This is a genomic window from Aquabacterium sp. TM01 (assembly GCF_057808345.1).
Genome location: NZ_AP046529.1, coordinates 3,549,681 through 3,567,195, shown reverse-complemented (window position 1 = coordinate 3,567,195; position 17,515 = coordinate 3,549,681). Strand labels below are relative to the sequence as shown.

Below are 17,515 nucleotides of genomic sequence, written 5' to 3'. Positions count from 1 at the left end.
GCAAGGCCGCACGATGTCGCTTCTGGATGGGTTGATCGTTTTCATCGGACTGTTGCTCGGGGTCGGGCTGTGGCTGTGGTGGCAGTTGCGTGCGCGCGAGCGCCGTCCCACCCACCGGATGACGCGCCCCAGCGTTCATGACTCCTCGGCCTTTGTCGATACAGCGCCCCTGGACGCCGCCTCCGCGTCGGCGGCGCATGCCGATGACAGCGACGACGGCCCCGCCACGGTCATGTCCTACATGGATGTGCCGACCAATACCCGCCCCCAATCCGAGTTTTCGGCGTCCAACCTGTCCTCGCTGTTCCCGGAGGACATTGAGCCTGACACGGGGCCTTCCACGCTGCCACCCACGCCCACGCAGGATGGCAACGACCTCATCCGCATTCGCCAGGCCCTGCGCAACCTCGACGCCGGTGTGCTGGACCGAGCCTGGGAGGTGCTGCGTGGCTTCGTGCCGGAAGCGGCGCACCGTGACATCGCGCTGGAGACCATGGACCGTGTTGCCCAGGCGTTCGAGCGGGCCTCACGCTATGAGCAGGCGCGCGATGTGTACGAGCAGATGGTGGACATTGAGCCAGAGCGCCACCACATCAAACCGCGCCTGATGCGCGCCCGCGGCCTGGCTCAAGCGGCCACCGCGCAACGGTGGGGAACGGTGCCCACACCGCTGGCGCCGCAGGCCGAACACAAGCAACTGGGCAAGTACGTGGTTGAGAAGGAAATCGGCCGGGGTGCCATGGGGGCGGTCTACCTGGGCTACGACCCGGTCGCCGATCGCAAAGTCGCCCTCAAAACCATGTCCTTGAGCCAGGAGTTCAGCGGGGCCGACCTGGCTGATGCCCGGGCGCGCTTCCTGCGCGAGGCCGAGATGTCTGGGCGCCTGCAACACCCCGATGTGGTCAGCATCATTGACGCCGGCGAGGCCGAGGGTCTGGCCTACATCGCGATGGAACTGGTCGAGGGCATCGACCTCAGCCAGTACACCTTGCCCGGCCGCCTGCTGCCCGCGCGCCAGGTGCTGCTGACGATCGCCCGCGTGGCCGAGGCGCTGGCCTACGCGCACGAGCGGGGCGTGACCCACCGCGACATCAAGCCGGCCAACATCATGATCGACCCGGCGGCCGACCGCGTGAAGGTGATGGACTTTGGCGTGGCCCGCGTGGCCGATGCCGCCCGCACCCGTACCGGCGTGGTGCTAGGCACGCCGACCTTCATGTCGCCCGAACAGCTGTCTGGCCAGGTCATTGATGGGCGCAGCGACCTGTACTCGCTGGGCGTGACCCTGTTTCAGCTGCTCACCGGCCAGTTACCCTACCGCAACGACTCGATGGCGACGCTGATGCGTGCCATCGCGCGGGACAAGGTGCCCAATGTGTGCGACCTGCGCCCCGAGCTGCCGCCGGCGCTGGGCGACATCGTGGCCCTGGCGCTCGAAAAGCATCCCAACATCCGCTACGCGAACGGCCGACAGATGGCCGATGACCTGCGGGCTGTGGCTGTTCGGCTCACCCCCCCAGTTCTCGCCTGAGCGAGGTCTTTCTGATCACCAAAACACAGCGACAATCAGCGCATGAACTTCGAGTTCTATAGTCAAACCGACACCGGGCGGGTGCGAACCAACAACGAGGATTCGGTCGCCCTGGATGAAAGCTGTGCTGTGGCCGTGCTGGCCGACGGCATGGGTGGTTACGCCGCCGGCGAGGTGGCCAGCGGCATGGCCTGCGATTTCATCAAAGCCGAGCTGGGGCGCTGGCTGCACGAGGCCTCGGCTGCCGCCAGCGACGCCGACGTCAAGCGGGCCATGGACATCTGTGTCGACAACGCCAACCAGGCGATCTTCGGTGCGGCCAACTCTAACCCCACCTACGCCGGCATGGGCACGACGCTGGTGGTGGGGGTGTTCCGACCTGGCCGCCTGCTGATGGGCCACATTGGCGATTCGCGGGGCTACCGCTGGCGCAACGGGGTGTTGCAGCAGATCACCAAAGACCATTCGTTACTGCAAGAGCAGATTGACGCTGGCATGCTGACCCCGGAGCAGGCGCAGTACGCCGCCAACAAAAACCTCGTCACCCGCGCCCTGGGCGTGGAGGACATGGTGCTGCTTGAAACCCATCAGCACGACGTGCTGCCGGGCGATGTGTACCTGATGTGTTCCGATGGTCTGTCAGACATGTTGCGCGATGCGCAGCTTGCCGAGATCATGGCTGCACACCCGAGTTTGTCCGACATGGGGGAAGCCCTTGTCGCGGCCGCGAACGAAGCGGGCGGGCGGGATAATATCGCGGTGGTGCTGGCCCGGGCTGTGGGGACAAACGAACCTTCGACCACCAAGTCGTGGTGGCCGTTCAAGCGCCTGAGTGGGCATGCTTGATTGTCATTGATAGATCCAAACCCAAGGGGTTGCGAATGGGAAAGCTGGTTGTCTCGCTGGACGGCGTGGTCATCAAAGAGGTCCAACTCACGAAGGACAAGACCTCCTTGGGGCGCCGTCCCTACAACGACATTGTGATCGACAACCTGGCTGTCAGTGGGGAGCATGCCGTGCTGCAAATGGTGGGCAGCGATGTGTTCATTGAAGACCTCAACAGCACCAACGGCACCTACATCAACGGCCGTGCGGTCAAGAAGCAGCTGCTGCAGCACAACGACACGGTCGAGATCGGCAAGTACAAGATCAAGTACCTGGGCGAAGAAAGCAACGAGTTCGAAAAGACCATGATCATGCGTCATGGCTCGCCGTCTCCTGCGGCTTCGGCATCGCCGCTGGCGGGCTCGCCCATGGCGGCGCCGCGTTCGGCACCGCCTTCACCGGCGGCCACCTACACACCGCAAGCCGCTGCAGGCTTCGGGCACTCGGCGCCCGGCGCCCGGCGGTTTGGCGTCGGGTTTTGGCGGCCTTGCGCCCCAGGCACCAGCGTTCATCAAGGTGCTCAACGGTGCGGCATCCGGGCGTGAAGTGCCGCTGACCAAGGTGGTGACCACCGTGGGCAAGCCTGGTGTGCAGGTGGCTTCGCTCACCAAACGGCCGGGTGGCTATGTCTTTGCCCACGTGGAAGGTGCCGCCCGACCCTCGGTCAACGGCGCTCCTGTGGGGGCCGAACCCGTGCACCTCAAGAGCGGTGACGTGATTGAGCTGGCTGGCACGCAAATGCAGTTCATGCAGGGCTGATGCAGGCGACTGCGTGTCGGAGGCTTTGAGATGATCCGTGTGCTGGGTTGCTCGGGCTCCATTGCGGCGCGTTGCCACACCACCTCGTTTCTGCTCGATGATGACATCTTGATCGACGCAGGCACCGGCGTGGGCGAGTTGCGCCTGGACGAGCTGGCCCGCATCAACCACATCCTCATCAGTCACAGCCACCTGGATCACATCCTCAGCATTCCGCTGCTGGCCGACAGTGTGATCAAGCTGCGCATGGGCGGCGCGGGGCCCATGGCCTTGCAGCCGGTGCATGTGCATGCGCTGCCCGAAACGCTGCAGGCAATGCGTGATCACCTGTTCAATGGGGTGATCTGGCCCGATTTCACGCGGCTGCCCAGCGTGCAGCATCCGATTTTGGTGTTCCATGAGCTGGCGGTGGGGGAGGTGCTGACGTTTGCGGCGCGCGGGGCGCTGCCTGAACGGGTGGTGCATGTGCTGCCCGCCGCGCACACCGTGCCGGCTGTGGGCTTTGGCGTGGAAACGCCACTGGGCTGGTGGGTGTTCACCGGCGATACCGGCCCCAACCCCGCGCTGTGGGACGTGCTGGCCGGTCAGAAAATTGCCCAATTGGTGATTGAAACCGCCTTTGGCGACGAAGAGGCTTATCTGGCCGAGATCAGCGGGCACCTGTCGCCGCAAACGCTGGCGCAAGAGCTGTTGCTGCTGGACGGCGAGGTGAGCGTGTACATCACCCACCCCAAGCCCGGTGAAGTGCCGGCGGTGCTGTCACAGATTCGGGCATTGGACACGCGGCATGTGATCGAGCCCTTGCGGGAGGGGCAGAGGTTTCATGCGCCGGTCGTGGACAGGCGGCAGATGTGACTCAATGCAGGGCAGAATGCCCGCTGCAGTATGGATCCATCACAAGGCGCGAAATGGACGAGAGATTATTGGACGTAGATCAATATGGCGTGTTGCGCGTGCCGGGCATGTTTTGGCTCGGTATGGCTGTGTTGGTGAGATATTGGGCGCTGATGCTGGCCATGTTGATGTCGGGAGGGCAGGCTGGTGCCATTTTGGGCGTGATGGGCGGCAAGATCCCTTGGCTGGCTTTGGCTGGTGAGATTTTTGCCATGGCAGCCATCGTGGCGGCGGGCAACCGTCAACCCGAGGCCGGCGCTGCGTGGCGTTGGTTATGGCGCCGTGCGCATGTATTGGTGGTCATCACGGCCGCCTGCAATGTGGCGTGGTTTGCTTACTCGTCGACACAGTCAAGTTGGGAGTTCACGAGGGGCCAGTTGGCGATGGCGGGCTTTGCCCTACTGGATGTCTGTATGGCGTGGGTGTTCACACGATCAGCCTATTTCAGGCAGCTGTTCAGCGAGTTCCCCGTACCGGTGAAGAGTTGATGTTCGCCATTAAAATTGGCGAGCACACGACCGGATTGGTCGCAAGCGGTGACGGTGTGACCATTTTTGTCGGCAATGCTGCGGAATGTTGCGAGGTGTGGCGTGTTTTGTCAGGCGTCGAGGCCTGGACTTGAGGTAATTCGCACACAAATCCGGAGTGATGGCTTGGCACGCCATATGCATGAAAGACTTACACACCCTCTGTTCCAGGGGGTGACCTCTGTTATCAATCGGGCGAAGGCCCTAGGAGTTGACCATGAAGATGATGAAGCAAGTACAAAAGGGCTTCACCCTGATCGAACTGATGATCGTGGTGGCCATCATTGGTATTTTGGCTGCTGTGGCGTTGCCTGCTTACCAGAGCTACACCATTCGCGCCAAGGTGTCGGAACTGATGCTGGCTGCTAGTGCGGGCCGCACCTGTGTGACGGAGGCATATCAGTCAAATGCAGCTTTCCCCTCTTCGTTGGCAACCGATTGCTCGATCGTTGCAGCCGGTAAGGTGACAGGTGCGACGGTTAGTAACAGTGGCGTGATCACCGTGACCGGTGATTCGACCACGAGCTCGGTTGGTGCTGCGATTACTTTGACATTGACGCCTGCTACAGCTGCTGGTGGCACTTTGACCTGGAAGTGCTCCGGCTCTGATCAGCGCTATGTCCCCGGTTCTTGCCGCGGCTAAGTACTGATGTAAAATCTCAAAGCCCCTCGTCGAGGGGCTTTTCTATTTTAGGTGTTGCATGAGTATTCTGAATTTCTTTAGCCGGGCCAAGGAGAAAGCGTTTGTGGCGCAGTTGGTGCTCCAGTTGGTCAAGGACTTGCCGCCAGCCTTGATCAACGATGGACGAGGTAAGGTTTCGGTCAATAAAATCACTCGCCACTTAGAGCGCGTGTATAAATCTGCGTCTGAATTCAAGGACGCTCAGCATATCGGCTTCTTTGGCCGTGCTGTGATGGCCAATTCGTTTAAATGGGGTTTGAAAGAAATCGGGTATCCCGATGATTTCTCTGACATGGCCACAGAAGGTTTGGTGGTTGCTCTGTCCAAGAAAATTGAAATCTGATTGCTTTAGCTTCGTTGGTGCAATGTGATGCTGTCCAAGATATTTGGTAGATTGTTTGGTGCCCGCAAATCCCAAACCTATGTGTTTGATCTGAAATCCAAGATCAAGGCAGCGGATGACCACCGAATGCGCGGTGAGTTGCACGAGGCCATCGCATTGTACGAAGAGTGTCTTGAGGTCGACGAAGGAAATGTTGAGCTACTCAACAGCTTGGGTGCGTGCCTGGTCGATGTAGGACGCGAAAGCGAAGGGCGCGACAGGTTTGAATTGGCGTATTCGCTGGATGACGGCTACATTCCCGGCGTGGCGAATTACGCCAAGACCTTGGTTGACAACCGAGAAACCACTCGGGCACTGGAGCTGCTTGAACACATCCACATTTGTGAGCCAGACTTTGGCAACATTTATGCGATTTACGCTTCGTTGTGTTTCAAGATGGGTGACACGGTGCGCGCGCGCCATTTCTACTTGAGGGCCTGGTTGGGGGCGTTTGACAGCCTGCGCATGGCCAATGCCTATTTGTTCCCGCTCAGTTACTGTGGCAGCGAACAAGAAACCGCCGTGGAGCACAGGTTCTGGGCGGACACCTTGCGCGACACCCTGCTGAGCGAAGAGGCGCAGCGTCGCGCCCAAGAGGCCGGTGAAAATTGGCAAATTGCATCCTTGCCAGATGCGATGCCAAACGCCCGAAAGCTGCGCATCGGCTATTGGTCGCCGGATTTGCGCAACCACTCGGTTCGATATTTTTTCCGCCCGTTGTTAGAGAATCATGATCGATCCCGATTCGAGGTGCATCTCTATCACGATTGCTTCGCCTCTGACGCGCAGACCGAGGCCATGAAGGTCGCTTGTGATCACTTCCACGATGTGTTCTTGCTCAACGATGTGCAACTCTTTGAATTGATGCGTTCGCATCAATTAGACATCCTCGTCGAAATGGCGGGGCACACCTCGGCCAATCGACTGCTGCTGTTCAAGAACAATCGTTTTGCTGCCTTGCAGGTCTCTGGCATTGGTTACCCTCCGACGACTGGCTTGGCTTCGATTGACGCCAAGATCTTGGACCGCCACATCGTGAATGCGGATGTGATTCACCATTACGCGGAAAAGCCGATGGTGCTGCCATCGTCATTTTGGTGCTATGACCCGATGGGGGTGGACGAAGGTGAGTTGGCAGTCGCGCCGCCAGTTGACAGCAAGGGCCACATCACCTTTGCTTGTGTGGGCAACATTGCCAAAATCAATGGCGAGGTAATGGGGTGGTGGAACCGGATCATGGCGGCGGTGCCTACCAGTCGGCTGCTCATTCGCGCGATCAACTTTGAGGATCCCAATGCCAAAGCGGCGATGGCCCAGCGCATGGCTGAGGCGGGATTCGACATGAGCCGGGTCGATTTGATGGATGCGCAGGGTGGCGTAGCCTACTTCAATTCATACAACGATATCGATATCATCCTGGACACTTACCCGTTCAATGGCGGCACCACAACCTGTTTCGCCACGTACATGGGAGTTCCGGTGATCACGCGGGCGGGTGACTCGCTGATCAGCCGCATGGGTTTGTCAGCCATGGCGAATCTTGGCTTCGAAGACTGGGTGGCTTATACCGATGAGGCATACGTGCAGAAGGCCATTGCGGCGGCCCAAGACCTGACCTTCTTGCGCACCTTCAAGCGCACGGCCCGTGATGGTTTCAAAACGACCCCATTGGGCAACGGCAAGATGTTTGCGCGTGATTTCGAGCAGGCTTGCGAAGCCTATTTGGGAGAGAAGCACGCCGGGCACATGCATTACCAGCATGCCATTCCGCCGCTGCCGGCTAAAGAGATCATGCGGCGCGCTTATGGTGTCTGGCGTTCAGGGAACGGCGATGCAGCCGTGCGCATTCTGAATCATTGCTTGGCGCTACATCCTGAACATGGTGGTGCCCACTTGTTTGTGGCGCAGCAAATGGGTGATAAGGGCCTGCAAGCGGAAGCCATTCAATACTTGTCGGAGCGTCTGTCGCATTTTGATCGGGTTGATCAGGTGGGGGCCATGATTGTCATCATCCGCTGGCTGATGATCCAGGGCAATCATGAGCAGGCGTTGATTTGGCTGGCACGTGCGGAGCACTTGGGGGGCGATGATCGCTTTGATGACATGCAATTGAAGCTCTATCGCGTCTGCTTGGCTGTATCTGAGGTGCAGTGCTTACTCCCTGAGGCCTCGGCGGCCTTGGGGGGGGGCGGGAAGTTGGTGGTGCTGGTGCCTTGTGATGATGACGAGTACTTCCAGGCTTGGGTCATGCGCATGCGGGTGCAGTGTGAGGTGCCCGATGGCTGGTATGTGCGCTTTGAACGTTGTGCGGAGCGCACCCGTGCGAAAGCCTACAAGGCTTGGCTCGCGGGTGGCGAGGCTGACGTGCTCGTCGTCATGCAGAGAGTGGCAGAGGCTGTGACCCCCGACTTTTTCCCAGAGGTGCTGGAGGCCTTGTCCGACCAAGATGTCGTCAGCTTGGCAGGGGCCAGCCGATGGACGCGTTCTCATTGGCGCGGTGATCAGTTTGAATACAAGGCGGGGGGATTCATAGTTGAGTCCCGAGATGCTGAAGGCATGTATGACGTGCAATGCCTGGGCAGCTCGCCTGGGGTGCTGATGGGTGGTCAGGCCGTGCTGGACGGTGTGATGTTGGGTATCCGTGTGGGCAAGGTGCCGTGTGCGGAGTTCGACGATGAACTTGTAGGGGTTGGTTGGGCTTTGGAGGAAGACTGGGTTTTCCGCGTTGGACAAGCTGGCGGACGATTGGCCGTGCATCGTGGTCTTGGCGTATTGGTGAGGGAGATGCCTGTGCAGGACCGCCGTGAACGTTACCCAGGTCTATTGCGTCTACAAGAGAAATATAGGTTCCCGTTGTTCAGTATGGACGGCGAGGATGGGATGGTGTTGTCAGTGCCGGTTGAAACGGTCCATCACGCTGCACAGGTGTTGCGTTGTTATGCTGTGAATGGGGTGCCGGTACTTGGCATGCATTGACGCTAGGCATTGCTTAAGATATTTTTGTATTGCGTCAGCGGCGCGTATTGATGTTGCTTGACGTATTTTGACTGTGTGAGTATTTTGGGGTAAAAATGCACCAAACCGCTTTAAAAAATTGTAAGGAATTTTTTGAAAATTATTCCCTCGGTTTTGATGGTTTTGTAAATATTCTAGAGATTGGCTCGCAAGATGTGAATGGCACGCTCCGATCTGTTGCGCCTTCCGGGTGGGGGTATACCGGGGTTGATTTCGTTGCGGGGCGTGGGGTGGATCATGTATTGGATGATCCTTACTCTCTGCCTTTTGAGGATGCATCCTTTGATATTGTCCTCTCAAGCTCGTGCTTTGAGCATTCTGAGATGTTTTGGTTGGTGTTTTTGGAGGTGATGAGGGTTTTAAAGCCTAAAGGTTTGTTCTATTTGAATGTGCCCTCGAATGGTAGTTTTCATAGATACCCGGTTGATTGTTGGAGGTTTTATCCGGATAGTGGGCGCGCATTGGTTGCCTGGGCTAAGCGGAACTCTATTGATGCTGAGTTGATGGAGTCATATGTTTCCATGCAGTCTGGGGATGGAGGGTGGAACGACTTCGTTGCTGTTTTCTTGAAAGATCGCCAATTCCTGGTCGACTTTCCGGATCGCATTACGGATAGGAAAGAGGATTTTTGCAATGCGCTTGTTTCAGGTGAGGGTGGGGTTGTTAAGTACTCCGAGCACACGGAAGATCAAAGGAGAATTGCGGTCATAAATCAGGTGGCGTCAGGAGCTGTAAGGGTGATATGATTTTTGATTTTTCAAAAAGACTTCTCCGTGGCGTCGGTCGTGCGAAAGCGGTCGCGGGAGTCAAAGTGCGCGCATTTCAAATAGTTTATGATGACATCACTCGGGGGGCAGTTGATCCGGAGTTTGAGTGTTTGGAAAATGGTGATGCTGAGCGTTTGGATTGGTATGAGTATTGGGTGATCAGGCGTTATTTTTCTTCGAATGCAGTTGATGAGGCAACATTTTATGCCTTCCTGTCGCCTAAATTCGGCGCCAAGACCGGATTAAGTGGTTTTGACGCCGTTTCGTTTGTTGAGGAAAATGCTGCCGCTGATGTCGTCTTGTTTTCTCCGTTCGCTGATAATTCGGCAGTTTTTTTGAATGTTTTTGAGCAGGGAGGGCTTATTGATGTGTCGTTGCTAAATGTTGCGGAAAGATTCTTTGCTCAACATTCTCCACATATAAATTTGCGCACGATGGTGAATCACTCTGGGGATGTGGTTTATTGCAACTTTATTTTCGCCAAGCCGGTTTTTTGGCGCGAGTGGTTGGCAGTTTGTGAAAAACTGTTTCTTGCGTCTGAAGGTGGTGTGCTGGCGGATGTTTTATGTGAAGAATTAAGTTATAAGGATATTTATGGGTCTAGAAAGCTTGTGCAGAGGAAGGTTTTTCTGATGGAGAGGGTCGCGTCGTGTGTGATTCACTACTCAGACTCGTACAAGGTTGCCGCATATCCTATTGAAAAGGTGCCTTTGCCCGATTATCCTTGTGGCTTCGCAGAGAAGTTGTATCAGATGGATGATCTGAAGAAGGTGTACGCGGGCTCAGGTGATGAGGCAGCTCTCAGGGCGTTTGTGGGCCTTCAGCGTAACATGGTAAGTAAAGTGGCTTCTTCAAATTTGGAATTCATTTTCGAGGGTCTGGGTTCGGAAATGCTGAAGCGTAAATAATTGGTGGTTTTGTTTGTTGTGCCCTTCGTGTGGTTGTTGCGTGGAGGGCGTGTTGTTGAAATTTGTATTTCTGGGCGGCGGGTTGTTCTTTGTGCGTATGGACTGGGTGTCATCGGCGGTCGAAAGTTTCTCTGTGAAATCTGTGCTTTGACGGGGGCGCATGCACTTGAGATGCCGTGCCCGAGAAAACCCTCTAAGATGCTTGCAAGCGGGGGGCAGCCGAGGATGTGCGCTCCTTGCTGTGTGTGAGTCGCCCTATCGGTGATTGCTCAACCAGGCCACTTCTTTAAGTACACTTTTTCCATGGCTTTCCAGGAGTCGCTACCAAAGATGCCTGAGCTTAGGTGAATCAATGCGATCGGCCATGTGCTCAGTGACAGGCCGGCTTGTCTGGCGGTGCGGCAGAAATCCATGTCATAAAAGTCAAACTTGAATTCATCATCAAACTGAACTTGCGCATTAAGCAAGGTTCGTCTTTTTGCAGCCAAGAAAACGCCATCCATCAATTCGCACTGCGCAGGTGTGGGTCCAAAATTCGAAACTTCATATTGACCTGGCTTGCCGTGCTTGATGGCACCGGAGAGGTTGGGACGATCCAATTCCAAGTTGCCGGATGCACTTCGTAAGAACAACCAAGCCGGTTGACCTTTGACGCGGCGAATGTTCCCGGCTACGCCAATCACATCGTTGAGCTTTAGTGCGGCCCGGATCTTTTGCACCAATTGGGTATCTTCCAGCCATACGTCGTCGTGCAGGAAGACCAAGATGTCTGTGTCTATCTCTTGGATTGCCTCGTTGTAGAGCTCTGGTAGGCCGCGTGTGTTTTCAAAGGCGATGTGGCAGGTGATGGTGGTCTGATTCAGGCGTGGCCGCAGGCTCCGGCCCAAGAGGCTTTTGCTCCAGAACTCTTTTTCGTTGAGTCGAGTGGCCGAGACGAAGCAAATTGATTGCTGATCCGGTGTGGTGAGGTTGGTCAGCGCCTTGCCAATGAAGGTGCGTTGAAATTTGTTGCGGATTGTGTTGCGCAACCAGTGGTAATGATGCATGGTGTTCGCAGGAAGTGACGCAAGCCAAGGGTTAGGGATGGTAGCTTGTCCTGCTCGGACTTCCGCGCAGCGCGCTGCTATGCTTCGTCGTTGCTTGGGGAGTTGCTTTGCGGTTTGTAAAAAGAATCTTGAGCTGGGGGCGGGGGCGGGGGCGCGCGCGTTCGTTCGCGCCCGCCTTGGCTGAGGTCCGCGGCTACCAGATCGTTTACAACGAAGTCACTCGTTCTCAGGTCGATCCGGACTTTGAGCCATTGTCAAATGACCACGCTGTCAGGCCGGACTGGTTTGAATACTGGCCGATACGGCAGTTTTTTTTAGAGAGCGAGATTGACGAAGCCGTGATGTACGGTTTCTTGTCACCCAAGTTTGGTATGAAAACTGGGCTCAGTGGCGCGGAGGTGGTCACATTCATCGAGTCGGTTCCCGATGCTGATGTGGTGCTGTTCTCACCATTTCCGGAGCATGGGACCAGTTTTTTGAACGTTTTTGAGCAACAGCAGGTGTTTGATCCGGACTTCTTCGAAGTCTGTCAGCGTTTTTTCCGCAGCATGGGCGATGAGTGTGAGGTTGCACGCATGGTGCATCACGCCCAGAGTGTGGTGTTTTCAAACTTCTTTTTTGCGAAGCCCCATTTTTGGCGGATGTGGTTGGAGGTGTGTGAGCGCCTCGTTCAGGCTTCGGAGCAAGGAGACCAACGGGACGGGCTCTGCGAAGGCTTTTTGTACACCGTTGCCACTGGCGAGTCCAAGCTTGTACAGCGCAAGGTGTTCTTGATGGAGCGCATCGCGTCGTACCTGTTGGGGCGATCTCATCAGCTCCGAGTCACCAGTTTTCCGTTCAGCAAAATGAACCGGCTTCCCCATGCGGGGCATCTCAGCGAGGCGCTTGAGGAAATGGATCACCTAAAGCGTTTGTTGGCTCAGGGCGGTGAGACGACGCTTTTGGGGCGATTTCGTGAGTTGCAGCGCGAGGTGTTGCCCATAGTGATGCCCGGGGTGTCGATGTCAGGCTTGCCTCATCAATGGCTAGCGGGCGTCTAAGAGGGCGCCGGGCGATCAGGGATTCAATGGGCTCATGCCTAGCAGCGGCTAAAATGCCGGTTTTCCGTCTCTGCGCCCTCCCACCATGCCCAACTCCACCAAGAACATCACTGCCATGGCCAACGCCATCCGTGCGCTGGCCATGGACGCCGTCCAGCAAGCCAACTCCGGTCACCCCGGCGCCCCGATGGGCATGGCCGACATGGCGGTGGCCTTGTGGGGGCGCCATCTGCGCCACAACCCGGCGCAGCCTCAGTGGGCTGACCGTGATCGCTTCGTGCTGTCCAACGGTCATGCGTCGATGCTGATCTACTCGCTGCTGCATCTCACCGGCTACGACCTGTCGATCAACGACCTCAAGGCCTTCCGCCAGATGCACAGCAAGACCCCCGGTCACCCCGAAGTGGGCATCACCCCGGGCGTGGAAACGACCACGGGTCCGCTGGGGCAGGGCATCACCAACGCCGTGGGCATGGCACTGGCCGAAAAGCTGCTGGCCACCGAGTTCAACCGCGAAGGCCACACCATCGTCAACCACCACACCTACGCCTTCCTGGGCGATGGGTGCCTGATGGAGGGCATCAGCCACGAAGCTTGCGCGCTGGCAGGTGCCTGGAAGCTCAACAAGCTGATCGCGCTGTACGACGACAACGGCATCTCCATCGATGGCCAGGTCACGCCTTGGTTCATCGACAACACGCCGCAGCGTTTCGCCGCCTATGGCTGGAACGTGATCGCCGATGTGGACGGCCATGACGTGGACGCCATCGATGGCGCCATCGAGAAGGCCAAGCTGAGCACCGACAAGCCCACGCTGATTGTGTGCAAGACGGCCATCGGCCATGGTTCGCCCAACCGCGCCAACACGGCCAAGGCCCACGGCGAGCCGCTGGGCGCCGATGAAATCAAGCTGACCCGCGAGAACCTGGGCTGGACGCACGGTGCGTTCGAGATCCCGGCTGAGGTCTATGAAGACTGGAATGCCAAGGCCGATGGCGAGCTGCTGGTCAACGACTGGGACCAGCGCTTTGCTGCTTATGCCAAGGCCTTCCCTGAACAGGCTGCCGAGTTCACCCGCCGCATGGCTGGCGAGTTGCCAGCCAACTTTGCCGAGATCGCTGTGCAGGCCGTGGCCGCTGCGCACGACAAGGCCGAGACCGTGGCCAGCCGCAAGGCCAGCCAGATCGCGCTGGAGTTCTTCACCGCAGGCGTGCCGGAAATGCTGGGCGGCTCGGCCGACCTGACCGGCTCGAACCTGACCAACACCAAGAGCACCCCGGCCTTCCGCGTGGACGACGAAGGCAAGGTCGTGACCACCGATGGCAAGCCAGGCCGCCACATCAACTATGGTGTGCGCGAGTTCGGCATGGCCGCCATCATGAACGGCGTGGCCCTGCACGGTGGCTACATCCCCTACGCCGGCACCTTCCTGACCTTCTCGGACTACAGCCGCAACGCCATCCGCATGGCCGCGCTGATGAAGACCCGCGTGGTGCACGTGTTCACCCACGACTCCATCGGTCTGGGCGAAGACGGCCCGACCCACCAGTCGGTCGAGCACGCCGCCAGCCTGCGCCTGATCCCGGGCCTGGACGTGTGGCGCCCGGCTGATACGACGGAAACCGCCGTCGCCTGGTCCATGGCTCTGGCCAACAAGCACCGCCCGAGCGCGCTGCTCTTGTCGCGCCAGAACCTGCCTTACGCGCCCAAGGCCGATGCCGACGTGATCACCCAAGGTGCTTACGTGTTGGCCGAGCCGGCTGAGGTGGGCCTGAAGAAGAAGCCGGTGGCCGTGATCATTGCCACCGGCTCCGAGGTGCAACTGGCCTTGCACGCCCAGCAACAACTGGCCGAGCTGAAGATTCCGGTGCGCGTGGTGTCGATGCCTTCGACCACCGTGTTCGACCGCCAGCCGATGGACTACAAGAAGGCCGTGCTGCCCAACAAGCTGCCGCGCATTGCCATTGAAGCCGGTGTGACCGACTTCTGGTGGAAGTATGGCTGCGACGCCGTGATCGGTATCGACAGCTACGGTGAGTCGGCCCCGGCTGGTGTGCTGTTCAAGCACTTTGGCTTCACCACCGAGAACGTGGTGGCGACGGTGCGCAAGGTGCTGTCCAAGAAGAAGTAATCAGGTTTTCTGAGCGGTTTTTCGTTTTCTTAGAGCAAGGTAGACAAGATCATGACCATCAAGATTGGTATCAACGGTTTTGGCCGCATCGGCCGCATGGTGTTCCGCGCTGCTGTGCAGAACTTCGCCAACGACGTCGAAATCGTCGGCATCAACGACCTGCTGGAGCCGGACTACCTGGCTTACATGCTGAAGTACGACTCGGTGCATGGTCGCTTCAAGGGTGACGTGTCCGTCGAGGGCAACACCCTGGTCGTCAACGGCAAGAAGATCCGTCTGACCGCCGTGAAGAACCCGGCTGAGCTGAAGTGGGACGAAGTCGGCGCCGACGTCGTGATCGAGTCCACCGGCCTGTTCCTGACCAAGGAAACCGCTGAAGCCCACATCAAGGCTGGCGCCAAGAAGGTCATCATGTCGGCTCCTTCCAAGGACGACACCCCGATGTTCGTCTACGGCGTGAACGACAAGACCTACGCCGGTCAGGCCATCATCTCCAACGCTTCGTGCACCACCAACTGCCTGGCCCCTGTGGCCAAGGTGCTGAACGACACCTTCGGCATCAAGCGCGGCCTGATGACCACCGTGCACGCAGCGACTGCCACACAGAAGACCGTGGACGGCCCGTCGAACAAGGACTGGCGCGGCGGTCGCGGCATCCTGGAAAACATCATCCCTTCGAGCACGGGCGCTGCCAAGGCTGTGGGCGTGGTGATTCCTGAGCTGAACAAGAAGCTGACTGGCATGTCCTTCCGCGTGCCCACTTCCGACGTGTCGGTGGTGGACCTGACGGTGGAGCTGAACAGCGAAGCTTCGTACGAAGACATCTGCAAGGCCATGAAGGCCGCTTCGGAAGGCGCCATGAAGGGCGTGCTGGGTTACACCGAAGACAAGGTGGTGGCCTCGGACTTCCGTGGCGAGAGCTGCACCTCGGTGTTCGATGCCGAAGCCGGTATCGCCCTGGACAAGACCTTCGTGAAGGTCGTGTCGTGGTACGACAACGAGTGGGGCTACTCGAACAAGTGCCTGGAAATGGCACGCGTCATCGCCAAGTGATCTGACGGGTGTGGGTGGCTGAGGCCACCGCGCTGTGATCGAAGAACCTCCCCGGGCTCAGGCCTTGGGAGGTTTTTTTGTGCCTGAGGAGGGCGGCGGCTGGTGTGTCAGGGACAGGCCGTAAAGCGCTTGCCCTGAGGCAGGCGCACGCCATTGAGGCTGGTCTGCACGCTGGCGGTGGCCTGCGGCACGATGACGTTCTGGGCCTGCATGCGCGGACGGATGACGACGACGCGGGCCGAGCGCACGCCGCGTTCTTTCAGCTTGTTGAGGGCGGCTTGCGCCTCTTGCGCCTGCTCGTAGCGGCCCAACACGAAGCCATTGGCCAGGCTGGTGGGGGTGCGCACTTCGCGGAAGGTGATGCCGCCCAGGGCCTTGAGCTCGGCCTGTTTGCGATTGAAGAGCTCGCGGTCGGGATAGGGGCCCATGTAGACGAACCAGAGGCCGTTGAGAGTGACGTCTTCGGTGCGCCAGTTCTCAAGCGGCAGGATGCCTTGCAGGTTCGAGCTCACGATGCCCATTTCAGCCGAGCCGAAGGGGCCAGCGGCCAAGCAGACGGTGGGGGCAGCGGTCGCGCTGGCCGGTGTGCCCGGGTTGGCTGGCGTCGCGGAGGCGACTGCGGCAGAGGCGCCGGGCGTGGCAGAGGGGGGGGCGGCCAGCGGGGTGCCGTCGTTCTCCTCCGAGGCCTGTGAGGCTGACGAGGCAGCGGAAGCAATGGCCTGTGCCAGGGCGGCCGACGCGGCGCTGGCCGAGGGCAGCACCTCCGGAGGGATCACTTCCAGTTGTTCGGCATGACGTTGCAGGCTCAATCGCTGCGGCTCATGCTGCTGGGAAGGATGGACGCCCACCAGGCTGGTGAGCCAGCCCTGGGTCCAGCTGAAAAAGGCCAGGTTGAGAAGCAGCAGGATCAGCACCAGGGAGCGCAGCATGGGCGAGGGGGCCGGGTCAGGTCGTGAAGGGTTGATCGGGGCAGGCGTCAGGCGGCGTGCGGTCGTACGCTGACGTCGCCACTGTGCCATGCCTGCACACCCTGTTCAGTATGCACGAGCAAGGCGCCTTGGGCGTCCACGCCTTGCGCGACACCCGTCTGAGTAGGTGGGTGGCCATCGGCCGGATACTGGCCGGGGGTGCTCCACAGGCCTACGCCTTGACCTCGCAGCACGTCACGCTGGGCGTAGGCGGCTTGCAGGGTGGCAAAGCCCTGGGTGGCAAACGCCTGCACACCGTGGATCAGTGCGGGGGCCATCCAGGCCCACACATCGCCGATGCGAGGGTGGGTGGAGGGATTGACCTCGGCGAGGCTGGCCGAGCCTGCCGGCGCCGAGCCCGGTCGCACATTGAGCCCCACGCCGATGACCACCCAACGGTGGCCGTCTGGCAAGCCGGGGGCGGGACTGGCTTCGATGAGGATGCCGCCGAGCTTGCGGCCCGCCAGCCAGAGGTCGTTGGGCCACTTCAGGCCCACATGGTAGGTATGGCTCTGGGGCCTGGGTGCGCCCAAGCCGGCATCGAGTGCCTCGGCCAGGGAGAGCCCGACGGCCAGCGACAAGGCGCTCGCGCCGCCGGGGATGTGGGCCAGGTCCAGGGGCAGGCCCAGGGAGAAGGTCAGGGTGTCGCCTGGCTCGGCCTGCCAGCTGCGGCCCAGGCGTCCTCGTCCGGCGGTCTGGCGGGCGGCGGCGAGCAGGGTGGGGGCGGTCTCGCCACGGCGGCCGCGCGCCATCAGCTCGGTGTTGGTGGAGCCCAGCTCGGGCAGCACCTCGATGCTCAGGCCGGGGCAGGTGGCCGCGCTGGCCAGCCAGATGCGCTCGGCCGCGCCGTTTAGCTCGGCCAGCACCGGGGCCAGCGCAGGGTCGCGGTCGGTGTGATCAGGGCTGGACGCGGGCGCGGTAGACATC

At 59.4% G+C, this 17,515-nt stretch carries 17 protein-coding genes; 14 read left to right on the top strand and 3 right to left on the bottom strand.

Annotated elements, in window-relative coordinates; genetic code table 11:
* Positions 1-13: 13 nt before the first annotated feature.
* The 11 genes from AC3WW4_RS16510 (at position 14) to AC3WW4_RS16460 (ending at position 10,350) form a co-directional block, all read left to right on the top strand.
* Positions 14-1,531 carry a protein kinase domain-containing protein gene (locus AC3WW4_RS16510; protein ID WP_488829522.1) on the top strand — a complete coding sequence of 506 codons (1,518 nt, stop codon included), beginning with the start codon at positions 14-16 and terminating at the stop codon, positions 1,529-1,531.
* A gap of 42 nt (positions 1,532-1,573) precedes the next feature.
* The gene (locus AC3WW4_RS16505) at positions 1,574-2,377 is read left to right on the top strand and encodes a Stp1/IreP family PP2C-type Ser/Thr phosphatase (protein WP_488829521.1); all 804 of its coding nucleotides are present in this window, start codon (positions 1,574-1,576) and stop codon (positions 2,375-2,377) included.
* 35 nt (positions 2,378-2,412) lie between these two features.
* The gene (locus AC3WW4_RS16500) at positions 2,413-2,961 is read left to right on the top strand and encodes an FHA domain-containing protein (RefSeq protein WP_488829520.1); all 549 of its coding nucleotides are present in this window, start codon (positions 2,413-2,415) and stop codon (positions 2,959-2,961) included.
* Between the two features lies 1 nt (position 2,962).
* Positions 2,963-3,175 (top strand): hypothetical protein, encoded by a 213-nt coding sequence (locus AC3WW4_RS16495; RefSeq protein WP_488829519.1) that lies wholly within the window; start codon positions 2,963-2,965, stop codon positions 3,173-3,175.
* A 30-nt stretch (positions 3,176-3,205) separates the two neighbouring features.
* A complete protein-coding gene (locus AC3WW4_RS16490; protein ID WP_488829518.1) occupies positions 3,206-4,030 on the top strand; it encodes an MBL fold metallo-hydrolase in 825 nt (274 codons plus the stop codon).
* 53 nt (positions 4,031-4,083) lie between these two features.
* Complete coding sequence (locus AC3WW4_RS16485) at positions 4,084-4,557, top strand: DUF2919 family protein (protein ID WP_488829517.1); 474 nt, start codon at positions 4,084-4,086, stop codon at positions 4,555-4,557.
* A 262-nt stretch (positions 4,558-4,819) separates the two neighbouring features.
* Positions 4,820-5,239 (top strand): pilin, encoded by a 420-nt coding sequence (locus tag AC3WW4_RS16480; RefSeq protein ID WP_488829787.1) that lies wholly within the window; start codon positions 4,820-4,822, stop codon positions 5,237-5,239.
* 58 nt (positions 5,240-5,297) lie between these two features.
* Positions 5,298-5,621: a hypothetical protein gene (locus AC3WW4_RS16475; protein WP_488829516.1), complete on the top strand. Its 324-nt coding sequence runs from the start codon at positions 5,298-5,300 to the stop codon at positions 5,619-5,621.
* Positions 5,622-5,648: 27 nt separating this feature from the next.
* Positions 5,649-8,636 carry an O-linked N-acetylglucosamine transferase family protein gene (locus AC3WW4_RS16470; protein ID WP_488829515.1) on the top strand — a complete coding sequence of 996 codons (2,988 nt, stop codon included), beginning with the start codon at positions 5,649-5,651 and terminating at the stop codon, positions 8,634-8,636.
* Between the two features lie 95 nt (positions 8,637-8,731).
* Positions 8,732-9,421, top strand: coding sequence for a methyltransferase domain-containing protein (locus AC3WW4_RS16465; RefSeq protein ID WP_488829514.1), 690 nt, complete (start codon positions 8,732-8,734; stop codon positions 9,419-9,421).
* Positions 9,418-10,350: a hypothetical protein gene (locus tag AC3WW4_RS16460; protein ID WP_488829513.1), complete on the top strand. Its 933-nt coding sequence runs from the start codon at positions 9,418-9,420 to the stop codon at positions 10,348-10,350. The genes AC3WW4_RS16465 and AC3WW4_RS16460 overlap by 4 nt, the downstream gene beginning before the upstream one ends.
* A 269-nt stretch (positions 10,351-10,619) precedes the next feature.
* Here AC3WW4_RS16460 and AC3WW4_RS16455 read toward each other — a convergent pair whose 3' ends face one another.
* The gene (locus tag AC3WW4_RS16455) at positions 10,620-11,396 is read right to left on the bottom strand and encodes a glycosyltransferase (protein WP_488829512.1); all 777 of its coding nucleotides are present in this window, start codon (positions 11,394-11,396) and stop codon (positions 10,620-10,622) included.
* A 176-nt stretch (positions 11,397-11,572) separates the two neighbouring features.
* Between AC3WW4_RS16455 and AC3WW4_RS16450 the strand changes: the two genes are divergently transcribed.
* The 3 genes from AC3WW4_RS16450 (at position 11,573) to gap (ending at position 15,620) form a co-directional block, all read left to right on the top strand.
* Positions 11,573-12,436 carry a hypothetical protein gene (locus AC3WW4_RS16450; protein WP_488829511.1) on the top strand — a complete coding sequence of 288 codons (864 nt, stop codon included), beginning with the start codon at positions 11,573-11,575 and terminating at the stop codon, positions 12,434-12,436.
* 85 nt (positions 12,437-12,521) lie between these two features.
* On the top strand, positions 12,522-14,567 hold the full coding sequence (gene tkt / locus AC3WW4_RS16445) for a transketolase (RefSeq protein ID WP_488829510.1): 2,046 nt from the start codon (positions 12,522-12,524) through the stop codon (positions 14,565-14,567).
* Between the two features lie 51 nt (positions 14,568-14,618).
* A complete protein-coding gene (gene gap / locus AC3WW4_RS16440; RefSeq protein ID WP_488829509.1) occupies positions 14,619-15,620 on the top strand; it encodes a type I glyceraldehyde-3-phosphate dehydrogenase in 1,002 nt (333 codons plus the stop codon).
* A 107-nt stretch (positions 15,621-15,727) separates the two neighbouring features.
* Here the strand turns inward: gap and AC3WW4_RS16435 are convergent, their stop codons facing one another.
* Both AC3WW4_RS16435 and AC3WW4_RS16430 read right to left on the bottom strand, forming a co-directional pair.
* Positions 15,728-16,639 (bottom strand): hypothetical protein, encoded by a 912-nt coding sequence (locus tag AC3WW4_RS16435; protein ID WP_488829508.1) that lies wholly within the window; start codon positions 16,637-16,639, stop codon positions 15,728-15,730.
* Positions 16,597-17,514 (bottom strand): biotin--[acetyl-CoA-carboxylase] ligase, encoded by a 918-nt coding sequence (locus tag AC3WW4_RS16430; protein WP_488829507.1) that lies wholly within the window; start codon positions 17,512-17,514, stop codon positions 16,597-16,599. The genes AC3WW4_RS16435 and AC3WW4_RS16430 overlap by 43 nt, the downstream gene beginning before the upstream one ends.
* Position 17,515 lies beyond the last annotated feature (1 nt).

What these genes read in the sequence shown, in the direction of transcription:
- AC3WW4_RS16510 (WP_488829522.1), top strand. Translation starts at nt 14, where the DNA reads ATGTCGCTTCTGGATGGGTTGATCGTTTTCATCGGACTGTTGCTCGGG.
- AC3WW4_RS16490 (WP_488829518.1), top strand. Translation starts at nt 3,206, where the DNA reads ATGATCCGTGTGCTGGGTTGCTCGGGCTCCATTGCGGCGCGTTGCCAC.
- AC3WW4_RS16460 (WP_488829513.1), top strand. Translation starts at nt 9,418, where the DNA reads ATGATTTTTGATTTTTCAAAAAGACTTCTCCGTGGCGTCGGTCGTGCG.
- AC3WW4_RS16500 (WP_488829520.1), top strand. Translation starts at nt 2,413, where the DNA reads ATGGGAAAGCTGGTTGTCTCGCTGGACGGCGTGGTCATCAAAGAGGTC.
- AC3WW4_RS16485 (WP_488829517.1), top strand. Translation starts at nt 4,084, where the DNA reads ATGGACGAGAGATTATTGGACGTAGATCAATATGGCGTGTTGCGCGTG.
- AC3WW4_RS16455 (WP_488829512.1), bottom strand. Translation starts at nt 11,396, where the DNA reads ATGCATCATTACCACTGGTTGCGCAACACAATCCGCAACAAATTTCAA.
- AC3WW4_RS16430 (WP_488829507.1), bottom strand. Translation starts at nt 17,514, where the DNA reads ATGTCTACCGCGCCCGCGTCCAGCCCTGATCACACCGACCGCGACCCT.
- AC3WW4_RS16475 (WP_488829516.1), top strand. Translation starts at nt 5,298, where the DNA reads ATGAGTATTCTGAATTTCTTTAGCCGGGCCAAGGAGAAAGCGTTTGTG.
- AC3WW4_RS16505 (WP_488829521.1), top strand. Translation starts at nt 1,574, where the DNA reads ATGAACTTCGAGTTCTATAGTCAAACCGACACCGGGCGGGTGCGAACC.
- tkt (WP_488829510.1), top strand. Translation starts at nt 12,522, where the DNA reads ATGCCCAACTCCACCAAGAACATCACTGCCATGGCCAACGCCATCCGT.
- AC3WW4_RS16465 (WP_488829514.1), top strand. Translation starts at nt 8,732, where the DNA reads ATGCACCAAACCGCTTTAAAAAATTGTAAGGAATTTTTTGAAAATTAT.
- AC3WW4_RS16435 (WP_488829508.1), bottom strand. Translation starts at nt 16,639, where the DNA reads ATGGCACAGTGGCGACGTCAGCGTACGACCGCACGCCGCCTGACGCCT.
- AC3WW4_RS16480 (WP_488829787.1), top strand. Translation starts at nt 4,820, where the DNA reads ATGATGAAGCAAGTACAAAAGGGCTTCACCCTGATCGAACTGATGATC.
- gap (WP_488829509.1), top strand. Translation starts at nt 14,619, where the DNA reads ATGACCATCAAGATTGGTATCAACGGTTTTGGCCGCATCGGCCGCATG.
- AC3WW4_RS16470 (WP_488829515.1), top strand. Translation starts at nt 5,649, where the DNA reads ATGCTGTCCAAGATATTTGGTAGATTGTTTGGTGCCCGCAAATCCCAA.